Origin of the sequence: Chryseobacterium salivictor (genome assembly GCF_004359195.1) — a bacterium.
GTDB classification, from domain to species: domain Bacteria; phylum Bacteroidota; class Bacteroidia; order Flavobacteriales; family Weeksellaceae; genus Kaistella; species Kaistella salivictor.
In genome coordinates this window covers 552,462-574,962 of record NZ_CP037954.1, presented here as the reverse complement: position 1 = coordinate 574,962, position 22,501 = coordinate 552,462, and the positions used below count along the sequence as shown (strand labels likewise).

The 22,501-nt window shown below is 37.7% G+C and carries 21 protein-coding genes; 13 read left to right on the top strand and 8 right to left on the bottom strand.

Annotated features, from left to right (window positions below):
• The first annotated feature begins 113 nt into the window (after positions 1-113).
• The gene (locus NBC122_RS02690) at positions 114-521 is read left to right on the top strand and encodes a type II 3-dehydroquinate dehydratase (protein ID WP_133438898.1); all 408 of its coding nucleotides are present in this window, start codon (positions 114-116) and stop codon (positions 519-521) included.
• A 52-nt stretch (positions 522-573) separates the two neighbouring features.
• Here the strand turns inward: NBC122_RS02690 and NBC122_RS02685 are convergent, their stop codons facing one another.
• Positions 574-2,415, bottom strand: a complete 1,842-nt coding sequence (locus NBC122_RS02685) for a monovalent cation:proton antiporter-2 (CPA2) family protein (protein WP_133438897.1) — start codon at positions 2,413-2,415, stop codon at positions 574-576.
• A complete protein-coding gene (locus NBC122_RS02680; RefSeq protein WP_133438896.1) occupies positions 2,412-2,939 on the bottom strand; it encodes an NAD(P)H-dependent oxidoreductase in 528 nt (175 codons plus the stop codon). Before NBC122_RS02680 ends, NBC122_RS02685 begins: the two co-directional genes overlap by 4 nt.
• An 81-nt stretch (positions 2,940-3,020) precedes the next feature.
• Here NBC122_RS02680 and NBC122_RS02675 point away from each other — a divergent pair, with 81 nt between their 5' ends.
• Positions 3,021-4,172, top strand: a complete 1,152-nt coding sequence (locus tag NBC122_RS02675; RefSeq protein ID WP_133438895.1) for a hypothetical protein — start codon at positions 3,021-3,023, stop codon at positions 4,170-4,172.
• A 16-nt stretch (positions 4,173-4,188) separates the two neighbouring features.
• Here NBC122_RS02675 and recJ read toward each other — a convergent pair whose 3' ends face one another.
• Complete coding sequence (recJ, locus tag NBC122_RS02670; protein ID WP_133438894.1) at positions 4,189-5,898, bottom strand: single-stranded-DNA-specific exonuclease RecJ; 1,710 nt, start codon at positions 5,896-5,898, stop codon at positions 4,189-4,191.
• 107 nt (positions 5,899-6,005) lie between these two features.
• The gene (locus NBC122_RS02665; protein ID WP_133438893.1) at positions 6,006-7,628 is read right to left on the bottom strand and encodes an ABC-F family ATP-binding cassette domain-containing protein; all 1,623 of its coding nucleotides are present in this window, start codon (positions 7,626-7,628) and stop codon (positions 6,006-6,008) included.
• A gap of 179 nt (positions 7,629-7,807) precedes the next feature.
• Between NBC122_RS02665 and smpB the strand changes: the two genes are divergently transcribed.
• The 3 genes from smpB to NBC122_RS02650 all read left to right on the top strand — a co-directional run bounded on the left by smpB (position 7,808) and on the right by NBC122_RS02650 (position 10,623).
• Positions 7,808-8,266, top strand: coding sequence for an SsrA-binding protein SmpB (gene smpB / locus NBC122_RS02660; RefSeq protein WP_034719015.1), 459 nt, complete (start codon positions 7,808-7,810; stop codon positions 8,264-8,266).
• A 77-nt stretch (positions 8,267-8,343) separates the two neighbouring features.
• Positions 8,344-9,786, top strand: a complete 1,443-nt coding sequence (locus NBC122_RS02655) for an OmpA family protein (protein ID WP_133438892.1) — start codon at positions 8,344-8,346, stop codon at positions 9,784-9,786.
• A 96-nt stretch (positions 9,787-9,882) separates the two neighbouring features.
• Positions 9,883-10,623, top strand: coding sequence for a YebC/PmpR family DNA-binding transcriptional regulator (locus NBC122_RS02650; RefSeq protein ID WP_133438891.1), 741 nt, complete (start codon positions 9,883-9,885; stop codon positions 10,621-10,623).
• 138 nt (positions 10,624-10,761) lie between these two features.
• On the opposite strand, the gene NBC122_RS02645 is transcribed toward NBC122_RS02650, so the two are convergent.
• On the bottom strand, positions 10,762-12,618 hold the full coding sequence (locus NBC122_RS02645; protein WP_133438890.1) for a CocE/NonD family hydrolase: 1,857 nt from the start codon (positions 12,616-12,618) through the stop codon (positions 10,762-10,764).
• 62 nt (positions 12,619-12,680) lie between these two features.
• Here NBC122_RS02645 and NBC122_RS02640 point away from each other — a divergent pair, with 62 nt between their 5' ends.
• The 4 genes from NBC122_RS02640 (at position 12,681) to NBC122_RS02625 (ending at position 15,860) form a co-directional block, all read left to right on the top strand.
• On the top strand, positions 12,681-13,304 hold the full coding sequence (locus NBC122_RS02640; RefSeq protein WP_133438889.1) for an alpha-ketoglutarate-dependent dioxygenase AlkB family protein: 624 nt from the start codon (positions 12,681-12,683) through the stop codon (positions 13,302-13,304).
• 158 nt (positions 13,305-13,462) lie between these two features.
• Positions 13,463-13,942, top strand: a complete 480-nt coding sequence (locus NBC122_RS02635; RefSeq protein WP_133438888.1) for a BON domain-containing protein — start codon at positions 13,463-13,465, stop codon at positions 13,940-13,942.
• Positions 13,943-13,948: 6 nt separating this feature from the next.
• Complete coding sequence (locus NBC122_RS02630; protein ID WP_133438887.1) at positions 13,949-14,368, top strand: SH3 domain-containing protein; 420 nt, start codon at positions 13,949-13,951, stop codon at positions 14,366-14,368.
• A gap of 241 nt (positions 14,369-14,609) precedes the next feature.
• Positions 14,610-15,860: a dicarboxylate/amino acid:cation symporter gene (locus NBC122_RS02625; RefSeq protein WP_133438886.1), complete on the top strand. Its 1,251-nt coding sequence runs from the start codon at positions 14,610-14,612 to the stop codon at positions 15,858-15,860.
• A 120-nt stretch (positions 15,861-15,980) separates the two neighbouring features.
• On the opposite strand, the gene NBC122_RS02620 is transcribed toward NBC122_RS02625, so the two are convergent.
• Positions 15,981-16,592: a DUF4142 domain-containing protein gene (locus NBC122_RS02620; RefSeq protein ID WP_133438885.1), complete on the bottom strand. Its 612-nt coding sequence runs from the start codon at positions 16,590-16,592 to the stop codon at positions 15,981-15,983.
• 528 nt (positions 16,593-17,120) lie between these two features.
• Here NBC122_RS02620 and trhO point away from each other — a divergent pair.
• The 4 genes from trhO to NBC122_RS02600 all read left to right on the top strand — a co-directional run bounded on the left by trhO (position 17,121) and on the right by NBC122_RS02600 (position 20,685).
• Positions 17,121-18,479: an oxygen-dependent tRNA uridine(34) hydroxylase TrhO gene (gene trhO, locus NBC122_RS02615; protein ID WP_133438884.1), complete on the top strand. Its 1,359-nt coding sequence runs from the start codon at positions 17,121-17,123 to the stop codon at positions 18,477-18,479.
• 22 nt (positions 18,480-18,501) lie between these two features.
• On the top strand, positions 18,502-19,722 hold the full coding sequence (locus tag NBC122_RS02610; protein WP_133438883.1) for a peptidase U32 family protein: 1,221 nt from the start codon (positions 18,502-18,504) through the stop codon (positions 19,720-19,722).
• An 82-nt stretch (positions 19,723-19,804) separates the two neighbouring features.
• Complete coding sequence (locus NBC122_RS02605) at positions 19,805-20,035, top strand: ferredoxin (RefSeq protein WP_133438882.1); 231 nt, start codon at positions 19,805-19,807, stop codon at positions 20,033-20,035.
• A gap of 62 nt (positions 20,036-20,097) precedes the next feature.
• Positions 20,098-20,685 carry a 5-formyltetrahydrofolate cyclo-ligase gene (locus NBC122_RS02600; RefSeq protein WP_133438881.1) on the top strand — a complete coding sequence of 196 codons (588 nt, stop codon included), beginning with the start codon at positions 20,098-20,100 and terminating at the stop codon, positions 20,683-20,685.
• On the opposite strand, the gene NBC122_RS02595 is transcribed toward NBC122_RS02600, so the two are convergent.
• Both NBC122_RS02595 and NBC122_RS02590 read right to left on the bottom strand, forming a co-directional pair.
• A complete protein-coding gene (locus NBC122_RS02595; protein WP_133438880.1) occupies positions 20,622-21,206 on the bottom strand; it encodes a hypothetical protein in 585 nt (194 codons plus the stop codon). The two genes, NBC122_RS02600 and NBC122_RS02595, sit on opposite strands and share 64 nt — an antisense overlap.
• A complete protein-coding gene (locus NBC122_RS02590) occupies positions 21,190-22,359 on the bottom strand; it encodes a hypothetical protein (protein ID WP_133438879.1) in 1,170 nt (389 codons plus the stop codon). The genes NBC122_RS02595 and NBC122_RS02590 overlap by 17 nt, the downstream gene beginning before the upstream one ends.
• Positions 22,360-22,501 lie beyond the last annotated feature (142 nt).

Sequence of the window (22,501 nt, the reverse complement as noted above, 5' to 3'; positions counted from 1 at the left end):
CTGCGATGCTCCTATTTTACGAAAAATGGGGATGAACCAGTTTTTTTTGTAACAATTATTAAGCCTAAAAGCCTTTATTTTCAGTAAAACCATATCTTTGTAAAAATTTCTACATGAAAATTTTAATATTGAACGGCCCTAATCTCAATCTTTTGGGAACCCGCGAACCCGAAATCTACGGAAGCGTTTCTATGGAACACTATCTTGAGGATTTAAGGCAGGAGTTTCCGCAACACGAACTTCTCTATTATCAGTCGAATGTTGAAGGTGAAATTATCAACCGTCTGCAAGAAGATGATTTTGAAAGTCTGGTGATCAATCCCGGCGCATTTACCCATTATTCCTATGCAATCGCCGATTGCCTGAAAAATATTTCGCAACCGAAAATAGAGGTTCATATCAGTAATATTTACACCAGAGAAGAGTTCCGCCAGAAATCCGTAACGGCTGCAAATGCGGATGGGATTTTAAGTGGTTTCGGAATGAAAGGATACCGATTGGCAATCTTGAGTTTGCATTAGAGAATTCATTTCTTAAACAATCAACCATTTCATATTGCTGGCAGTTTGTTGCCTAATTCTGATATTCCTCATACTCGTTCCACTGCGATTCGTCGAAAGAGTGGCTGTCTTCTGCGAGAAGTTCTGCCTCACGATCCAGGTGTTCTGTCATCGTGAAAGTTACTTTGTCGCTCAACTGCTCTTTTGCCAATTTTCGCGTCATCGCTTTATCGATCACCATAAATCTTTGCCCTAATCTTCTGGCTGCATACGCGCGCATTCCGGTTGCTTTTAAAATGTCAACAGCCATATCTACAGCGGTTCCTAACGTTTCACGGTAAATATTTTCCACACCGTTATTGATGAAATCATAAGCATCAAGACGGTTTTTTGCACGGACGAATATTTTCAGTTGTGGAAAGTGTTCGCGGGCATATTCGAGAATAAATTTATTTTTTTCAGGACTGTCCAGACAGAGAATTAAAAGATCTGCGGTTTCTGCACCGGCAGATCGAAGAATTGCCGGTTTGGAAGCGTCACCATAATATACTTTAAATCCTTTGGAACGCAGAAGATTGATACGTTGCGGATCATTATCCAGAACGGTTGCGCTGATTCCGTTCACTCTTAACAGCCGTCCCACGGTACTGCCGAAATGACCAAAACCTACGATGATGATTCTTTGCTTTTCGATAGGCTCTTCCAGTTCAGGTTCATCATTTTTCACGTCGTGAATGTGTGGTTCGATCAACTTTTCATTAATGAGTAAAAGAATTGGCGTTACACACATGGTAATTGCAGTGATGGCCATTAACTGCGCGTTGAGTTTCGGGTCGAATAAATAGAGTTTTGTAGAATAGTTGATCAGGACAAAGGCAAACTCTCCAATTTGTGAAAGTCCAAAAGCCACCAGAAGGTTTTCATGCAGTTTTAATTTAAATAATTTTAAAACGCCTGCCAAGACGATGAATTTCACAATTAAAACAATAATAATGGTAGTGAAAATAAACATCGGATCTCCCATGATGACGTGGAAATTTATTGTAGATCCCACGCTCACGAAAAATACAGCCAACAGTAAACCTTTGAAAGGGTCGATCTGGCTTTCCAGCTCATGGCGGAATTCGCTGGTTGCCAACATTACGCCGGCGATAAATGCGCCTAAGGCGGGGCTTAATCCGACAGCATGCATCAGTTCAGAAACACCAATGACCAGGAAAAGGGAAGAAGCGGTGAGCAATTCGTTCATACCGGAACGGGAAACATACCGGAGAAACGGAACAAATATATAGCGTCCTAAAATAATCAAAGCAATAACACCTAAAATAATCGAAAACGGTTGTAGCCAGTCGGGGAGATATTGCAACAATAACTGGTTCTCGTCAGTATTTGATTTTTTGGCAATAACCGGCAAAAGCGCGATAATTGGGATTACGGCAATATCCTGAAAAAGAAGGATGGAGAAAGAGGCTTCACCAACATCAGTTCTGAAAATATTTTTCTCTTTTAAAGTCTGCAAAACAATTGCTGTGGAAGATAAACTGAAACATAAGGCGGCCACCAATGCCTGATCCTTACGCCAATCTGCCAGGTAAAAAATCAGATATAACAGGGTGACGGTGATGGCCATTTGTCCTAATCCCATCCCGATTATTTTCTTTCGGATTTTCCAGAATTTTTTTGGTTCGATTTCCAGACCAACTAAAAAAAGCAACATGATGACGCCGAATTCTGTGGCTTGCATAATGTCATTGGAATCGTTCCCTGTCAGTTTCAACCCAAAAGGGCCAATGATTATTCCGCCCAGTATAAAACCGATCACCGCACTTAGCCCCAGTTTCCGAACCAGTGGAACCATTACGATTGCAGCACCTAAAAAAATTAAGGCAGTTTGGGCTAATGAACTTTCATTCATGATGTTTCTAAAGTTTTTGTAATTTTATGACAGATTGTTTTTAACTGTTCTTCCTGCAGATCATCTGATTCGTAAACGGCAATGATTTCTTTTACCTCAATTCCCGTTACCTCCAAACATAATGCAAGCGGTCTCATCAATTCTTCGATGGTGGTTTTATACAATCCGTTTTTCTGATAATGTTCCTCTTTCGCCCCAATCGTTACAATAATGATGGCGTCTTTATTCATCAGTGGATGATCATTTTCGTCTTCAGCTTTCCAGCTCATGTCGAAAACTTCGTCAATCCATAGACGGAGCAGTGGTGGCAGGCCAAACCAAATTAAGGGAAAGTGAAAAACCAGCCGTTCATATTCTCTTATTCTTTTTCTTTCTTTGAAAGTCGCGATATGAAAATCCGGATATTCTTCGTATAAATCTTTAAAAGTCAGCAGGTCAGAAGTCTCATACGCTTTAATCAATTCAATATTCGTGGTCGAATATTCAAAATAAGGATGGGCAAATATGGCCAGCGTTTTTTTCACGGAATTTGAATTTTTATAAAAATAGTGAAAAAATCAAAAAAATCTCTATTTATTGAAGAGAAACTTTATTATTTTTGAAAAATGAAGGTAATTAATGTGGTTTCGAAAGAGTCGGTTTCAGAGTTTCTGAACTTTCCAAAACTTCTTTTTCGGGAGGATGAAAATTATATCCGGCCTCTGGATCAGGATATTGAAAACGTCTTTAATCCTAAGAAAAATAAATTTTTCAGATTCGGTGAGTGCGAACGGTTCCTCTTTAAAAATGATAAAAATGAAACCGTCGGAAAAATTGCAGTTTTCATTAATAAAAAGTACAGACAGGATCAGCCAACGGGTGGAATAGGTTTTTTTGACTGTATCGATCACCAGAAAACCGCAGATTTTATTTTTAATTTTGCTAAAGAATGGCTGCAGAAAAAAGGAATGGAAGCGATGGATGGGCCGATTAATTTCGGGGAACGCGATAAATTCTGGGGGCTTTTGACCGAAGGTTTTTCAGAGCCGCTTTATGGGATGAATTATAATCCGCCTTATTATCAGTCGCTTTTTGAAAATTATGGTTTTCAAATTTATTTCAATCAATTATGCTTTGGGAGAAAAATTCATGAGCCGGTTGCAGATCATTTTTTAGCGATGCATCAGCGAATTTCAAAGAATAAAGAGATTAAGGCGAAACCTCTTCAAATCAAATTTTTGGAAAAATTCGCGAAGGATTTTACGGAAGTTTACAATCAGGCGTGGGCAAGTCATGGTGAAGGAAAACAATTGACGGAAATGCAAACGGTGAAAATGTTTAAAAGCCTAAAACCTGTTATCAATGAGCATATTTCCTGGTTCGTCTATGAAAATGAAAAGCCCATCGCGATGTGGATGAATATTCCCGATTTGAACCAGTGGATTAAATTCTTTAATGGAAAATTCGGACTTCTTCAGAAACTCTTATTTTTAATCATTAAAAAATTCAGGAAGAATAAAAAAATGGTAGGGCTGGTTTTCGGAATTATCCCGGAATGGCAGCGAAAAGGGATTGACGGATTTATGATTTGGGAAGGAACGAAACATTTTCGTGAAACCACTGATTTTGAAGATTATGAAATGCAGTGGATCGGAGATTTCAATCCTAAAATGATTAAAATTGCCGAGAATCTGGAAACAAAAGTCACCAGAAAACTGGCGACTTACCGATATCTTTTTGATGAAACTAAAGAATTTAAAAGACAGGAAACGGTTTAGTTAAATCTGTGAAAAATCAGTTGAATTTCACATCACGGATACTCAGAAAATAAGTGACATTTCCTTTCCAGTGATTTTCTTCTGCCGTGAAAGCGATGTCGAACGTTTTCTGTCTGAATTCATCCGCATATTTCCCTAATTTAAAGCCAATACATTCGATGTTTTTGCCGGTAGAATCCTGCTTTATAAAGAATTTAAGATGACTGTTTTCTTTGCCCATTGTTTTTACATAGCCCGAAAGTTTTTGATTTTTTAGAACCAAAACAGGTTTCATATTATCCGGACCAAATGGTGCAAGTTTTCTGTGGAAATTAAAGAAGTCTTTGTTCAGGTCATCAATTTCTACAACAGCGTCAATTTTTATGCTTGGTTCTTTCTGATGCTCCTGGATTTTCTCTGCAACTACTTTTTCGAATTTTTCTTTGAATAAATTTAATTTTTCCTTTTCCATAGAAAGTCCTGCAGCAGCTGGATGACCTCCGAATTTTAAAAATAAATCTGAGCATTCTTCCAGAGCATTATGTACATCGAAATCTGAAACCGATCGGGCAGAAGCAACAATTTCGCCATTGTTTCCATCTGCAAAAACAACGGTAGGTTTGTAGTACGTTTCTGTCAGTCTGGATGCGACAATGCCGATCACTCCCTTGTTCCAGCCGGCGCCATAAACAACGGTCGAGAAATTGGTAACCTGTCCGCTGGTTTCTACCTGCAGAAGAGCTTCGGTGGTACTGCTCATATCCATTTCGCGTCGGGAATCGTTTAAGTTTACGATATCATTTACGATTTGAGTCGCATGTTTCAGGTTGTCGGAAACCATTAATTCCACGGCGGCTTTCCCATGAGAAATCCGTCCGGCAGCATTGATTTTGGGAGCAATTTCGAAAACGATATTGGAGATTTCAAAAGTGGCGAGTTTATCTTCGGGAATTAGCATCCGCAATCCCAGGTTTCTGGACTTTCTTAAGATTTTTAAACCTTGTTTTGCGAGAACCCGGTTTTCCCCCGACATGGAAACGATATCTGCCGCAATAGAAATCGCAAGCAGATCGGTCAATTCAAAAAGTTCGGCTTCGGGGATTTTATAAAGGGTGTTCAGACCCTGACAAAGTTTGAAACCTACGCCACAACCCGAAAGTTCTTTAAAGGGATATCGGCAGTCTTTTCTTTTTGGATCCAAAACGGCAACGGCATCAGGGATTTCTTCGCCCGGTAAATGGTGGTCACAAATAATGAAATCAATTCCCAGTTCTTTGGCATAATCTATTTTGTCGAGTGCTTTGATTCCACAGTCAAGCGCGATGATGAGAGAGAAATCATTTTCTTTGGCATACTCGATTCCCGCTTTAGAAATACCGTAACCTTCAATATTTCGGTCCGGAATATAATAATCCAGATATTTTTTCTCTACAATTTTACTGAGGTACAGATACATCAAAGCAACTGCGGTCGTCCCGTCAACATCATAATCTCCATAGACCATGATTTTTTCGCCGTTCTCGATCGCTGTTGCAATGCGGTCTACGGCCAACTGCATGTCCTTCATCAGGAAAGGATTGTGTATATCGTTGAGGTTGGGTTTGAAAAACTCTCGTGCTTTTTGATAATCATCGATGCCACGAAGGACGAGAATTTTGGATTCAAAAGTTCCAAATCCAAGAGACGAGCTTATTCCGTCGACAATATCCTCATCGGGTTCGGGTTTGTAAATCCATTTTTGACTCATAATCTCACAAAATTAGGGAAAAAAGTTGGAAGCCGAGGCGGAACTCAAAAGAAAAAACCGCTCAATTTTTTGAACGGTTTGTTTTTAAATATAAGGGAAAAGATATTTTAAGAATACATTTGCTGCTGTAATTCTTTCACTTTCTTATCTTCTAAATATTCGTCGTAGGTCATCTCTCTATCGATAATTCCTTTCGGAGTTAATTCGATAATACGGTTACAGACCGTTTGCAACATTTCGTGGTCATGAGAAGACAACAAAATGTTTCCTTTAAAGCTAACCAAAGAGTTGTTCAAAGTGGTGATGCTTTCCAGATCCAGGTGATTGGTCGGTTCGTCCATTAACAGGATATTGGCGCGTTGCAACATCATTCTGCTGAACATACACCGCATTTTTTCCCCTCCCGAAAGAACGGTACAGGATTTTAAGGCTTCGTCTCCAGAGAAAAGCATTTTCCCCAAAAATCCGCGCATATATTCTTCGTGGCGCTCTTCATCATTCTTTGTAAATTGTCTTAGCCAATCAACCAAGTTGATGTTTTCCTGGAAGAAACTTGAATTGTCAAGGGGCATGTAAGATTGGTTCGTTGTAATTCCCCAATTGAATGTTCCTTTATCAGCTTCTGTATTCCCGCTTAAAACCTGGAAGAATTCGGTAATTGCCAGGGAGTTTTTAGAAATCACGGCTACCTTATCTCCTTTCTTTAAATTCAGATTAATTTTAGAGAAAAGTAATTCGCCATCTTTGGTTTTTTCTAAATCTTTAACTTCCAGAATTTGATCACCGGCTTCACGCTCTGTATCAAAAATTATCGCAGGATAACGTCTGGATGAAGGTTTAATGTCTTCAATATTTAGTTTGTCGATCATCTTCTTACGAGCGGTTGCCTGTTTTGCTTTTGCTACGTTGGAAGAGAACCGGGCGATAAAGTCCTGCAATTCCTTTTTCTTTTCTTCAGCTTTTTTATTGGACTGCTGACGCTGTCTTGTCGCCAATTGAGAAGCTTGGTACCAGAACGAGTAGTTTCCGGTATATAAATTAAGTTTAGAATAATCTAAATCTCCGATGTGTGTACAAACGGTATCCAGGAAGTGACGGTCGTGAGAAACTACAATTACCGTATTTTCGTAAGTTGATAAGAAATCTTCTAACCAAGCGATGGTTTCGATATCCAGATCATTTGTTGGCTCATCCAGAATCAGAACATCTGGGTTTCCGAACAATGCCTGTGCAAGAAGTACTTTTACTTTGTTCTGATTTTCCAGTTCACCCATCATCTGATAGTGCATATCGTCTTTGATGCCGACATTAGAAAGCATCGTCATTGCGTCGGATTCAGAGTTCCAGCCGCCCATTTCGTCATAGATTACGCCAAGTTCACCCGCTTTAATTCCATCGGCATCAGAGAAATCTTCTTTTGCGTACAGCGCATCCATCTCTTCTTTGATTTTGAACAATATTTTGTTCCCTCTCAAAACGGTGTCGAGCACGGTAAAATTATCGTAAGCAAAGTGATCTTGCTCTAATACAGACATTCTTTTCCCCGGTTCAAGAGAAACGGTGCCTGTTGTAGGATCTTGCTGTTTGGTTAGGATTTTCAGGAAAGTAGATTTACCGGCACCATTGGCACCAATAATTCCGTAGCAGTTTCCTTTCGTAAACATAATATTTACCTCGTCAAAAAGTACTCTTTTTCCGAATTGTAAAGATAAATTAGATACTGTTAACATATAGTTTTGTAAATTTGATGCAAAATTACGAAAAGAAATCGGGTTTAATACATTGTTTAAAAAGTGTGAATTTAAACGCAGCGAAATTGATAATGACCATCCCGATTAAAAAATCTGAAGTGTTATGTTAAAATTTTATAAAATTTAACAGTTTAAAGAATATCAAATTTACCATCAAAATGAAAATTGAAAAATCAATTGCAATCTACAATAAAAGAGCACGCTTTGAATATGAACTTTCTGAAGAAATAGAAGCGGGAATGGTACTTACGGGGACAGAGATTAAATCTTTGCGGTCGTCGAAAGCAAGTATCACCGAGTCCTTTTGTCAGTTTATTGACGGTGAATTGTACATCATAAATATGATGATTGATGAATATAAATTGGGAACTTTTTATAACCATAAGACGAAAAGGGAACGGAAGTTGCTATTGCACAAAAGAGAGTTACAAAAGTTTGAAAAGAAACTGAAAGATGCTGGTAATACTATAATTCCTTTAAAACTTTATATAAATGATAAAGGAAAAGCCAAGATTCTTATTGCACTCGGTCGTGGAAAAAAACTCTTTGATAAACGCGAAAGCATAAAAGAAAGAGAAAACAAACGAAATCTCGACAGAATATTAAAGAAAAGTTAAAAAAAGACCAAAAATCTTTGTTTATGAAGAAAATTTATATTTATTTTGCATTATCAATTATTTAATCATTTAATTCTATGAAAAATCTAAAATTAGGAATTTCAGCATTGGCACTTACGATTGCCTCTACTGTTTTCGCTCAGACTACCAGCAACCCGTGGTTAATCGGTGTTGGTGCTCACGGAGTAAATCATGCTGCGGCAGGAGGAAATGTGGGAGATGTTTTCTCAACTGCTTTTGGCGGTAGTGATAACGGTCAGTTGTATAACATGAACAATTTTACAATTACACCTCCACTTTCAAAATTAACAGTTGCGAGAAACTTAAGCAAGTACTTAGTTCTTGACTGGCAAACCTCTGTAGGGAATGTTGACAACAAGAAAATCGGAATGGGGAAAGAGTTTTTCCTTATGACTGGTTTAGGTCTTCAATTTAAATTCAATGGTCTTTGGAATGAAGATTCTTGGTTCGATCCATATTTGAGAGCTGGTGCCAATTATTTGAGACATGACTATACCGGACAAGCAAATGCGCTTGACAAGGATGGTAAAAACATCGGTGCTGATCATTTTGCTCTTGCTACCGGTATCGGATCTAACTTCTGGATTACTAAAAGCTTCGGTTTAGGTGTTCAGGGAGATTACGTTTCTACGCCAGGAGACAAATCTAGTGTTGCTAACTTTTGGCAAGCTTCCGCATCTTTATTATTTAGATTCGGAAATACAGACAGAGATAAAGACGGAATTCTAGATAAAGATGACAGATGTCCTGACACTCCAGGTTTAGCGCAATTCCAAGGTTGTCCTGATACTGACGGAGACGGAATCCCAGATATCGATGACCAATGTCCAGATGTTGCAGGTCCAGTTGAAAACAACGGTTGTCCTTGGCCAGATACTGATGGAGATGGTGTTGTTGACAAAGATGATCTTTGTCCACAAGTTCCAGGTCCAGTAGAAAACAATGGTTGTCCTTGGCCAGATACTGACGGAGACGGAGTATTGGATAAAGATGACGCTTGTCCTACGGTTTTCGGACTTAAAGAATACAACGGTTGTCCTAAACCTAAAGAAGTAACAGGAGCTGAAGTTGAAGAGAATCTGAAAGCGGTTTATTTCGACTTTAATAAAGCAACTATCAATGCCAAATCTACAGGAGCATTAGATACAGCTGCTGATATCATTAAGAAAGATGGAGGAAGATTCCTATTAATCGGTGAAACTGATAAAAAAGGATCTGACGCATACAATTTAGAGCTTTCTAAGAAAAGAGCTGCTGCTGTAGTTTCTGCTTTAGACGCTAGAGGTGTTGAGCCAAGTGTACTTAAATCAATCGGTATTGGTGAGCAAAATGCTAAAGTAGCAGAAAACGCTTCAGACGCTGAAAGACAAGTAGACAGAAAAGTAGTGGTTAAATATATCGGTGATGATTCTGAATGGTCTAAATACCAAAAATCAGATGTTGTTGCTGCTAAAAAAGCCGCTGCTAAGAAAAAAGCTGCTGCAAAAAAGAAAAAATAATTAAATTATTATTCTAAATAATAAACACCCTCGAATTTCGAGGGTGTTTTTTTATAAACAAAATCGTATTTTTGTAATCAGAAAAAATCAAATAATATGGGACGCGCATTTGAATATAGAAAAGCTTCTAAAATGGCCCGCTGGGATAAGATGGCCAAAACGTTTTCTAAAATTGGTAAAGATATCGCTCTTGCGGTAAAAGCAGGAGGACCAGATCCCGATACTAATCCAGGGTTGAGAAGATGCATCCAAAATGCTAAAGGTGCTAATATGCCGAAGGATAACGTGGAGCGTGCAATTAAAAAAGCAAGTGGCGCTGACGCGGAAAATTATGAAGAAATTACCTACGAAGGCTATGGACAGGGTGGAGTCGCTTTTTTTATAGACTGTACAACAAATAACCCCACAAGAACTGTCGCCAATGTACGGGCAATATTCAATAAGTTTGACGGGAATCTGGGCAAGAACGGAGAGTTGGCTTTCATCTTTGACCGTAAAGGGATTTTCTCTCTGGACCGTTCCTTAATTAAATTGGATTGGGATGATTTCGAAATGGAAATGATTGATGGCGGCGCAGAAGAAATAGAACAGGACGAAGATGAAGTTTTCATTACCACAGCGTTTGAAGATTTCGGATCATTATCTCATAAATTAGACGAACTGGGTATTGAACCCAAAAGTGCGGAAATTCAAAGAATCCCAAATAACACCAAAGAAGTTTCGGAGGAGCATTTTAAAATAAATATGAAAATGCTGGAGCGTTTCGAAGACGATGATGATGTACAAAACGTATTTCACAATATGGAAATTACAGATGAATTAATGAATTCGCTTTAAGCAAAGGTTGCTAAATATTTTCTTTAGTAACTTTTTAGTTTAAAATGTAGAGAAATTTTTGATCTTAAATTCACCTTATAAAAAAAACCAAAACTAAATTTAATAGTTTTGGTTTTTTTATAATCGATATTTTATAAATTATTTTAGAACATTAACTTCCAAAAAACTGTCTCCATAAACTTTAATAAATGCTTTGGTATAATCTTCCTTTACTGCAAAATTTGGATTCTCTAAAAACTTTTGTGGATTAACTGCAAACAACGGAAACCAGGTGCTTGAAATCTGAACCTGTATTTTATGTCCTTTTTTGAATGTATGCAGAACATCCTGCAATTTCACTTCTACTGCAGTTTTTTCATTGGGAACCAATGCTTCACCTTTCTCTCTCGAATTTCTGAATCTTGCCGGCATGATTTCACTGCGAACCAACTGGTGATAATTGCCATAAACGACACCGTTCTTTTTTTCTTTCGGTACAAAATCCTGCGGATAAACATCAATTACTTTTACTGCAAAATCAACATCATTAGAAGTCGATGAGAAATTAAGTTTTGCTAAAATTTCTCCTGTCAAGGTAAGATCGTCTGTCAAAATATCGGTGGTAAAAGTTAACACATCCGGTCTTCCTTCGGCAAAACGCTGATCTTCACTCATGTAATTTCTCGGAGTGAAACCATTGAAATCTTTTATGTTTTCTGAGCTTAACACGGGATTTGCCGGATCGCTGTAATATTCTGAACTGGTATTGGAAGGACTGTTTTTAAAGGTTCGGTCTGCAAGATAGAAATTTACTTTCTCTGTATTCTTCGCAGGATAAGTACTGAATTCTTTCCATTCCATTTTCCCGGTGTCAAACATTGTTGCTTCCGGTAATCCTGCGTCAACTTTGGAATTTCCTTTTAAATAATGTTTAAAAAACGGAGTTTCTAATTTGGTTTGATAATAAGTCGCAATACTGTCTCCGAAATAAATCTCATTATGAAATTGATGGCCGGTTTCCCTTGACCAGCCGCCATGCGAGAAAGGTCCCATCACAATTGTATTCTTCGCTTTTGGACTTGTCTTCTCAATTGTTTTATAAATATTCAAAGGACCTGATAAATCTTCGGCATCGAACCAGCCTCCAACCGTCATCACGGCGTGGTTGATATTTTTCAGATGAGGAAGAATGCTTCTCTTCTGCCAATAATCGTCATAATTTGGATGATTCATAATTTCAGTCATAAAGAAATTATCTTTATAGTGTTTTTCATAACCATCTTTCAAAGTTCCCATGTCCCGGTAAAATTTTAATCCATCCTCAGAAGTCTGCTTTACGAAAGTATCCATATACCAGGCTTTATTTTCAGCTTTTGTTTTCTGAACTCCGAACACAGGAAATGTTCTGAAATAGCCAAGCATAAATTTTCCGTTATGAAGAAAATCATCATTCCAAAAATCGGAAATCGGCGCTTGCGGAGATGACGCTACCAAAGCGGGATGGTCGGAAAGAATTCCCGCAGCAGTATAAAACCCAGGATAAGAAGTTCCGTACTGGCCAACTTTTCCATTATTATTTGCAATGTTTTTTAAAAGCCAGTCGATGGTGTCATACGTATCGGTACTTTCGTCGACATCTTTTTTGGTTTTATGTACAACCTGTGGTGTCATGTTGGTAAATGTTCCTTCACTCATATATCTGCCGCGAACATCCTGATAAACGAAGATGTACTGATCTTTCATTAAATATGGGTTAGGACCGAGGGAAGATTTGTACTCATTTTCACCATAGGGCGCAACACTATAGCAGGTTCGCTGCATCAGGAAAGGGTATTTCTGGGATTTAGAAATGTCTTTCGGGATATAAACGGAAGTAAAAAGTTTTACGCCGTCCCGCATCGGGATATAAACTTCTTTTTTGGTATAATGTTCTTTAACAAAACTATTGTCAGGTTTGTTTTGAGCTATTGCTAAGACAAAACAGAGCGTAAAGAAAATCTGAAAGTATTTTTTCATGAAAATTATTTTGAACGAATTTATGAAAAAAAATGTAGAAATTTGAACGAGAATATGAAACAATGGAATTATTTGAAAACCTGCCGGATCCCGAGTTCAATTTACTTCCGCAAGATGGGACAGTCAATTATTACGGCAAAATTTTTAATCAGGAACAGTCAGATTACTTTTATCAGAAGCTTTTGCAAACCATCGACTGGAGAAATGATGAAGCCATTATTTTTGGAAAGAAAATTTTAACCAAAAGAAAAGTGGCGTGGTACGGCGAAGAAAATTTTGAATATACTTATTCAAAGACGACCAAGAATGCGCTTCCGTGGACCAAGGAACTATTAGAACTAAAAAAAACGGTTGAAGAAAAAACCGGTGAGCAGTTCAATTCCTGCTTGCTTAATCTCTATCATGACGGCAGCGAAGGAATGGCTTATCACAGCGATGGCGAAAAAGATTTAAAGAAAAACGGAGCTATTGCTTCCTTAAGTTTAGGAGCTGAAAGAAAATTTTCATTTAAACATAAAACAACTAAAGAGAAAATTGAACTCATCTTAGAAAACGGCAGTTTATTAGTGATGAAAGCTCAGACGCAAAGTTTTTGGCTCCACCGGTTGCCGCCGACAAAAAAGATATTCTTGCCCAGAATCAATTTGACATTCAGAACAATAGATAAAACCGGCAAACAAATTTGATTTTTAATCGCTATATTTGAGGAGAGTATTTCACGATTTTAATAATGAATTCGCCCGGAATGACAAAAATTTATGAAAAAATTATATTTTTATTATGAAAATGGCTGATAATTTATCATTAAATTTGAGAATAATTTTTAACATTAAACAAATCAATTATGAAAAAAACAATCGCAATGGCTGCTTTGGCAGTTGCAGTTTCTTTCGGGTCAATCGCCTGTAAAAAGAAAGTTTCAGATGCAGAACTGCAAACGCAGGCAACCACGGTAGTAACTTCTAATCAGAACGCGTCGGTTGAAGTGAAAGATGGCCAGGCTCACCTGAGCGGAACGTTCACGGACCAAGCTGCCAGAGACGAAATGATTGCTTCTTTAAAAGCCATTCCAGGGATTAAAGATGTTCATGATATGTCAACGATACAAGCTCCTGTGGTGGTAGAAACTGTTTCAGTCGTAGATCCTGCAGTTCAGCAAAAAGTTGCGGATGCTGTGAAAGATTTCCCTTCGGTGAAAGTGGAGGTAGTAAACGGTGAATTAACTTTAACAGGTAATGTTTCTTCGGAGCAGGCGAAAAAAATCAAAATGTCTGTGGATGCTTTAAAAACTGGGAAAGTTAACTATAATTACACTGTAAAATAATTGAATATGAGTGCTTTACAAGATAAATATGCAAGTGTGATTTCTGCGGCAAAGTCCGCCGGAGTCTCTAATTTACAAGTTGCTGAAAAAGACGGAATTCTTTATATTTCAGGTAATACAACTACTACAGCAGCGAAAGATGCCGTATGGAACGCTCTTGGAGCGATCGATTCCACGTATTCGGCTTCTGACATCAATGTAGATGTGCAGGTTGCAGGATTGGCAGCTGGCGCTTCTCTTACGGTAGCTACGGAGTCTACAAGCCTTAATATGAGACAACAGCCTTCTACTGATGCCGCCGTGGTCGGTAAAGCTGCAAAAGGCGCCACTGTAACTTTGATAGAACAGAGTTCTGATGATTGGTGGAAAGTGAGAAATTCTGACGGTGAAGAAGGATATGCTTATGCAAGATATTTGCAGGCGTAATTTTAGCATTTCTAAAAATAGGAAACCTCTGATTATTCAGGGGTTTTTTATGTGTGTTCATCGCGTAAGAGGATTTGCCGGTGGAAAATTTCCTGACAAAACTGCGGTCTTTATTATAATCTTTTACGTATTTTCATGTTTTGAAAAAGGATTTCCATTTCAATCGCTTGTCCAGCGCTGAAATTTTAACCATTTTTTAACAAAATAACATATATTTGTAAATCTTATAAGAAAATATAACATGAAAGGTCAAAACAAACTATTCGTCTTCATTATTATCGCTCTCGTAACAGGCGTAATCATGGGGGGCGTCGTGCATACACAGTATCCTGAGAGTTCCGAAGGATTTTCAAAAAATATAAAACTTCTTGGCACCGTCTTTATCCGCTTGGTACAGATGATTATTGCGCCCCTGGTATTTACAACTTTGGTGGTAGGAATTGCCAAGATGAGTGATGTAAAGATGATTGGGCGCGTTGGAACCAAAGCCATGCTCTGGTTTATTACTGCTTCATTAGTCTCTTTACTGATTGGATTAGTTTTTGTGAATTGGTTAGAACCGGGACGTGTAATGCAGCTTCCCAAACCTGCCGCAGATGCTGCCGGAGAAATGGTTGCACACAGTCAGGGCCTTTCTTTGGAGCAGTTTGTGACTCATATTATTCCGAAAAGTTTATTCGAAGCTTTTGCGACCAATGAGGTTTTGCAAATCGTAGTATTCTCTATTATGTTCGGCGTTGCGTTAGCCAATATGGGTGAAGAGTATACAAAACCTATTGTTAGAGGTTTGGATATTTGTGCCCATGCTATTTTAAAAATGGTAGGGTATATCATGTGGTTTGCGCCGCTTGGAGTATTAGGTGCAATTGCTGCGGTTGTCGCTACCAACGGATTTGATATTTTCAAAGTATATGCGATTTACCTGCGGGATTTCTTTTTTGCTTTAGCTGTTTTGTGGTTGGTACTTTGTATCGTAGGGTATATGATCTTGGGAAACCGCTTATTCGAATTATTACGGAGAATCAAAGAGCCTTTATTGATCGCATTTTCTACAACAAGTTCAGAAGCAGTTTTCCCGAAATTGGTTGAAGAACTCGAGAGATTCGGATGTAATAACAGAATTGTATCGTTTATTTTACCTTTAGGTTACTCCTTTAATCTGGATGGAAGTATGATGTATATGACCTTTGCAGCGATTTTTATCGCCCAGATTTACGGGATTGATATGACTCTAGGACAACAGGTTATTATGCTTTTGGTTTTAATGTTAACCTCCAAAGGAATCGCCGGAGTTCCAAGAGCGAGTCTGGTTATTATTGTAGCAACCTGTACTATGTTCGGAATTCCGCCGGAAGGAATTGCTTTGATTTTACCGATTGACCATTTCTGCGATATGGGAAGAAGTATGACCAATGTTTTAGGAAATGCTTTAGCAACTTCTGCAGTTTCGAAATGGGAAGGACAACTGGAAAATCACGGTGGAGATTTGTAAATAGTAAAAAACACTGCTGAATATGGGTAAATCGAGTATTATTAAACAACCCCATCTATTTAGCAATAAAGAAAAACAAAATCCCGAATTTTTTTCGGGATTTTGTTTTATTCAGAAGTATTACTTCAATGCTTTTTTCGCTTCTTCCGCTTTCGTGAGGTGATGCTCTAAAGTTGGCAGATGGGCAGAAGCAAAGGATTTTAGAGAAGCTTCAGTCCCACTGGATATTTCTTTTTTAAATTCTGCAATATCTATTTTGTGATCGCTGATCATTAGTTCAGTATAAGATTTATCAAAATCCATCCCTTTTTTCATTTTCAAATCATCGACTTTTTTCTGTTGGCTGGCGTCCAAAGATGGGGGTAGTTTGTAGCTGCCTTTGGAAGCCCAGTTTTTCAATTCATCGTTAATTTTTGTATGGTCCTCAACCATCATTTTTCCAAATGCTTTTACCTGCTCGTTACCGGCATTTGTTTCAGCAATTTTTCCGAGCATTACCTCCATCATTCCCCCTTTTGCCGCGGCTTCAGCGAATTTTTTATCCTGATCGGTCATCATACTTATATTTTCTTTGGGTCCTGGCATATTTGCCGATTCTGTCGGCGTGGTGGTAGGCTCAGCCGGAGCTGTAGTAGAGGTGCCATCTGCAGAATGATCTATGGTGGTAGTTTCACTCTTTTTACAAGCTACCAATGCAGAAATAGCGAGAACCGTTACAATTGAATTTTTCATAATAGTGATTTTAAAAATGTTAAATAAATACTATATTTTCATCTCTCTGTATTTCAGCAATTTATTTGCCAAGAAAGCAGTGCATGGTGAGAATTCTTATTTTAAATTTTTAAAATGATTAAAATTTTGCAGTATTGAAAGAAGGCTGAAATCCTTTACTATTCATTGTTTGCTCTTCATGATATGTAAAATAAAAGGCAGCGGATTACATGTTTTTTATTTTTATTTACATAAATCATTATAGTCGCTGAAAATAAAATTGAGAGTTTTTCTTTTCTCCGGTTTTTGCTGTAAAATAGTTTTTGGGAATATTATGGTTGATGAGTTTTGGTGTAAGTATTTGATTTCTATTGATGAAGGAAGGTTCAAAATCTATATTTTACTTTCTTCACCAACCTTTTTATGAGCCGCCTGTCAAAATTTTCCTGCTAAATCTGTTATAAAGGATGGAAATGCCTTCAGGTTTAAATTAAAGACAGAAATGTTTATCTTTGCAAAATTATTTTTCTCACTTAACCCGTTTATAGCATGCAACTGTACAACACCTTAAGCGCAGAAGAAAGAGCTCAACTTATTGATGAAGCCGGTAAGCAACGTCTTACTTTGTCTTTCTATGCGTACGCTAAAATCTCAGATCCAAAAAAATTTCGCGACGAATTATTTATAGCCTGGAACGCACTCGATGCGCTAGGCCGTATTTATGTTGCCCATGAAGGAATTAATGCTCAAATGAGTATTCCTGCAGAAAATATAGACGGTTTCCGCGAGACGCTGAAAGTTTACGATTTTATGAAAGGCATCAGGTTGAATGTGGCTGTTGAGCAAGACGATCATTCTTTTTTAAAACTCACCATTAAAGTCAGACATAAAATTGTTGCCGACGGTTTGAATGATGATTCTTTCGATGTGACCAATAAAGGAATTCACTTGAAAGCCCAGGAATTCAATAGCTTACTTGAAGATCCAAATACGATTGTAGTCGATTTTAGAAATCATTACGAAAGTGAAGTTGGTCATTTTGAAGGCGCAATCACGCCCGATGTGGAAACTTTTAGAGAAAGCCTGCCCATTATTAATCAACAGTTACAGGATTTTAAAGAAGATAAAAACCTGTTGATGTACTGTACAGGCGGAATTCGTTGCGAAAAAGCCAGCGCTTATTTTAAACATCAGGGTTTTAAAAACGTTTACCAGCTGGAAGGCGGAATTATCGAATATACCCGTCAAATCAAAGAAGAAAATATTGAAAGTAAATTCATCGGTAAAAACTTTGTATTTGATCATCGATTAGGCGAAAGAATTACCGACGATATTGTTTCGCAATGCCATCAATGTGGCAAACCCTGTGATAATCATACGAATTGCGCGAATGATGCCTGTCATTTATTGTTTATTCAATGTGACGATTGCAAAGCTGCGATGGAAAACTGCTGTTCTACCGAATGTTTAGAAATAACCCATTTACCTTTAGCTGAACAGGTAAAATTAAGAAAGGGAAAAGAAGTCGGAAACAAAGTTTTCCGAAAAGGAAAATCCGATGCTTTGACTTTTAAAAATTCCGGTGATTTACCTGCAAAACCTTTAGCAAAAGCAGAAACGAAAAATATCCGTCAAAAAATATCCGTTAAGAAAGTATGGGTTGGAAAGGCAGAACATTATTACACCAAATCAAGAATTGCCCAGTTTTTAATTGAAAATAAAGAACTTTCAGTAGGAGACAAGGTTCTGATTTCCGGTCCGACAACGGGAGATCAGGAACTGATAATCACTGAAATGTTCGCGAATGGAGGTTCTTGTGAAAACGCTAAAGAAGGCGATCAAGTCACTTTTGAAACTCCGTTTAGAATCCGTTTGTCTGACAAATTATATAAAATTTTAGGATCATGACAAAAGCGGAAAAATAGAATTAATGTCGCCGGCCGGTGATTTCACTTCCATGCAGGCAGCGATTGATAACGGAGCAGATTCCATTTATTTTGGCGTGGAACAGTTGAATATGAGAGCGAGAGTTTCCATGAATTTCACTTTAGATGATTTGTCGGAAATCTCCAGAAGATGCTCAGAAAAAGGCGTTCGCACTTATCTGACACTGAATACGATTATTTACGATCACGACTTATCCTTAATCAAGACCCTTTTAGATAAGGCAAAAGCTGCTCATCTTACGGCAGTAATTGCGATGGATCAGGCGGTGATATCTTATGCGAGACAAATAGGAATGGAAGTTCATATTTCTACCCAAATTAATATTACCAATATCGAAACGGTGAAATTCTACGCACTTTTCGCCGATACCATGGTGATGAGCCGTGAACTAAGCATGACTCAAATTAAAAAGATCTGCGATCAGATTGTCAAGGAACAGGTAAAAGGTCCTTCAGGAAACTTGGTCGAAGTCGAGATTTTTGGGCACGGAGCGCTTTGTATGGCGGTTTCCGGAAAATGTTATTTGAGTCTGCATTCCGCGAATTCTTCTGCAAACCGTGGAGCCTGCAAACAGAACTGCCGTAAAAAATACACGGTTATTGATCAGGAAACGGGTTTCGAAATCGAGTTGGACAACGAATATATGATGTCGCCAAAAGATTTGTGTACCATCAGTTTTTTAGATCAAATTGTGGACGCTGGAGTTAGCGTTCTTAAAATCGAAGGTCGCGGAAGAGCACCGGAATATGTCGCAACCGTGACAAAATGTTACCGCGAAGCCATCGATGCAATTGCAGAGGGAACTTTCAACCAGGAAAAAGTAGAAGACTGGATGAAACAGCTTGAAACTGTTTATAACAGAGGATTTTGGGGAGGTTATTATTTGGGACAAGAGCTGGGAGAATGGTCTGCAGATAACGGTTCTGCCGCAACCCAGAAAAAGGTCTATATCGGGAAAGGCAGACATTTTTATCCAAAATCAAATATCGCAGAATTTTTAATTGAAGCCTACGATTTAAAAATTGGTGATAAAGTTTTGATTCAGGGACCTACAACAGGTTCGCGGGAAATGATTTTGGAAGCGATGAGAGTAGACGAAAAACCCGATGCAGCAAAAGCCGCGAAATCTGACGTGGTTACTTTTAAAACGGACTTTAAAGTAAGACCTTCTGATAAATTGTATAAAATTGTGCAAGCTAATTAATTGATAAATTATTTTGTACTTGAGAATTTAGGTAAATATTTTACTCAAGCACTCAAATATTCAAGCATCCAACTATTCAAAAATGGTCATTATAACGCTTCAACGGGATAAATGTATCGGCTGTAATTACTGTGCAGAATTTGCACCGGAGTATTTTCGGATGTCGAAAAAAGATGGGAAATCAGTTTTATTGAAAACGGAAAACAAGAAAGGGTTTTACACTTTAAAAATTCCAAATCCAGAAGCGTTTGAACCTTGCGACAAAGCCGCAAAAGCCTGTCCGGTCAAGATTATTTCGGTAAAAGAAATTTGAACTTCAAATTAATGATCAATTGTGTTTCACTGGAACGCGATTTTTTTTCACTATTTTTGAATATGAAAAAAACTGAAATCAGAAAAATATATTTAGCGAAAAAGGAGAAATTAAGTAAAGCCGAGATTGAAGGCTTCTCTAAGAAAATATTTTCCCGTTTTATCTCTGAATTTCAATTGAAGGAAAATCAGAAAGTGCATTGTTTCCTTTCTATTCCTGGGAAAGGTGAAGTTGATACGAAGGAGTTTCTCAACTATTTTTTTGAAAATAAAATCCGTGTTTTTGTACCGAAAATGATAAACACAAAATTAATCGCGCTTGAAATTACCAAAGAAACGACTTTAATTGAGAACTCCTGGGGAATAAAAGAGCCCGCTGGTGAAGAAGATTGTGGCGTCAAAGATTTTGATATCATCATTACGCCGCTTTTGTATTCCGATCATTTTGGAAACAGAGTGGGTTACGGAAAAGGCTTTTATGACCGGTTTTTTTCAGAAATCAATCCGAATGCGGTTAAAGTTGGCGTAAGTTTCTTTCCTCCCGAAGAAAAAGTGGAAGATATTTCAGCTTTTGATGTCCCGTTGGATTATTTGGTAACCCCGACAGAAATACTGTCTTTTGGCACTTTTGAATCGAAATCGACGAAGTAAAATTTGAATTCCTTTTTAAATTTGATGGGTGAAGGTTCCAGTACGTAATGCGCACTTTTTTCAAATGACCCGATTAAGCGGTTTTTGAAATCGAAGTATTCTACATAAAATTTTGCAAGATCCAAAGTGTCGTTCCCTCTGATTTCTTTCGTTACAGAAATATCTCCCACTTTTGCCGTTTGTACTTTCAAGCTGTCGAGTTGCTGGAGAAGTGGTTTTAGTCTATTGGAGTTAGGATCTACGAAATAGCTTTTCATCTGAGCATAAATTACAGAATCAATTTCGGTATCCCGGTTTCCCGCGGTATATAAAGTAGAGAGATCGAGCAGCTCTTGAATCTTTTGTTTCGTAATAAAAGTGATTGCCTGCGCGCTGTCCATTTTGGTGACAGGGTAGGATTTTTTATTGTTGTTGTTTCTAACGATTTCTAAATCAGATATTTGTGTGTTTTCTTTATTACAGGAAAAAGTAATTAAAAGTAAACTGATGAGGAGAAGAACAATTTTATTTTGGTTTTTCATCGGTGGCAATTTTAAATTTAATCATTATTATTTTGTTGTTTTTATCGTTCCTGGTGTCGATGACCTGTAGGTTTTCCAGTGAGGTCGATGGCAGGGTGACCAGATTGATATACCGTTGTTTATCCATGGTTTCTACGCCGTAGGTTTCGTTATCATAAACCTGGTAAATCAGAGCGTCATCACTGATCAGATAATTTAATGATTCTCTTTTCTTCTTTAAATCTTTGATCGATTTTGAATAGTAGAAAAGCATAATCGCATAATCATTAGGTTTCAGCTCGATGGTTTCCGCCTCGGGCGCGGTTTCCAGATTCCGTCGGATGGTATCTGTCTTATAATAGGGTGAAGATACGACCATCGTCAGGTTTTTTGATTTGGTGGTATAAACAAACGCTTCGTTGGGTTTGGCATTATATAAAATCGGCGATTCGTTTTCTTTGAGGATCTGTACTTGTAATTCTGCATTAATTGTTGTATTCCGGTCTGCATCAACAAAGCTATAATAGAATTTTTTACTGAAGAGTTCCTCTTTGAATACTAAAAGTCCCACCAAAACTGCTAAAATAGCAGAGATTCCCAACCAGATATACTTTTTTACAATTGATATGGTTGATTTTTGTTCAGTGGTATCGTAAGTAGTGAATGTGCCTTTCTTTTCCTTAATGTTTTGATTATCAGTATTAGATATTTGTAAATCAGATTTTTCAGTCGTCGTTTCAGCCTGGTTATGTGCGGAAATATCCTGTTTCTGGATAATTCTGGTTTGTTGTAATGTGTTTTCTGCGTTTTCAGGATGATTTTCCAATTCGGCCTCTGGATTTTCATCAGAATCTTCCAATTCTTTTAAGATTTCATTGGCAAAAAGATGTTTCTTTTTAAAGTCGTACCATGAGACATAACCCGCATAAATGCTGAGGATGTTAAGCATGTCAATCCTGGGAAGTCTGGTTACAGGAGAATTTTTAAAATAGGTGTAAAACGATTTTTCGCTGATATTTCCTTTAGCGATTTTTCGTAGATCTTCTTGAAAATAGATGATGTCAATCCCTTTCCATTTTGATATATTATCATAGGAAGGGGTGTGTTGGCTTAAATATTGAGTTTGAACCTCATTTTTTAGCTGTTCAAAGTGTAATAAATCTAAATCGCTCAATTGCTATTTTTATGTAATTTATTGATTTCCAGTTATATTGTTTTGTAAAACGATTTTACAAAGATATTACAATTAATTTTCGAATGCAAATTTATTTCTCACCCTATCTTTGTCCTGTTCAAAATGATAAATGAGAACAAAC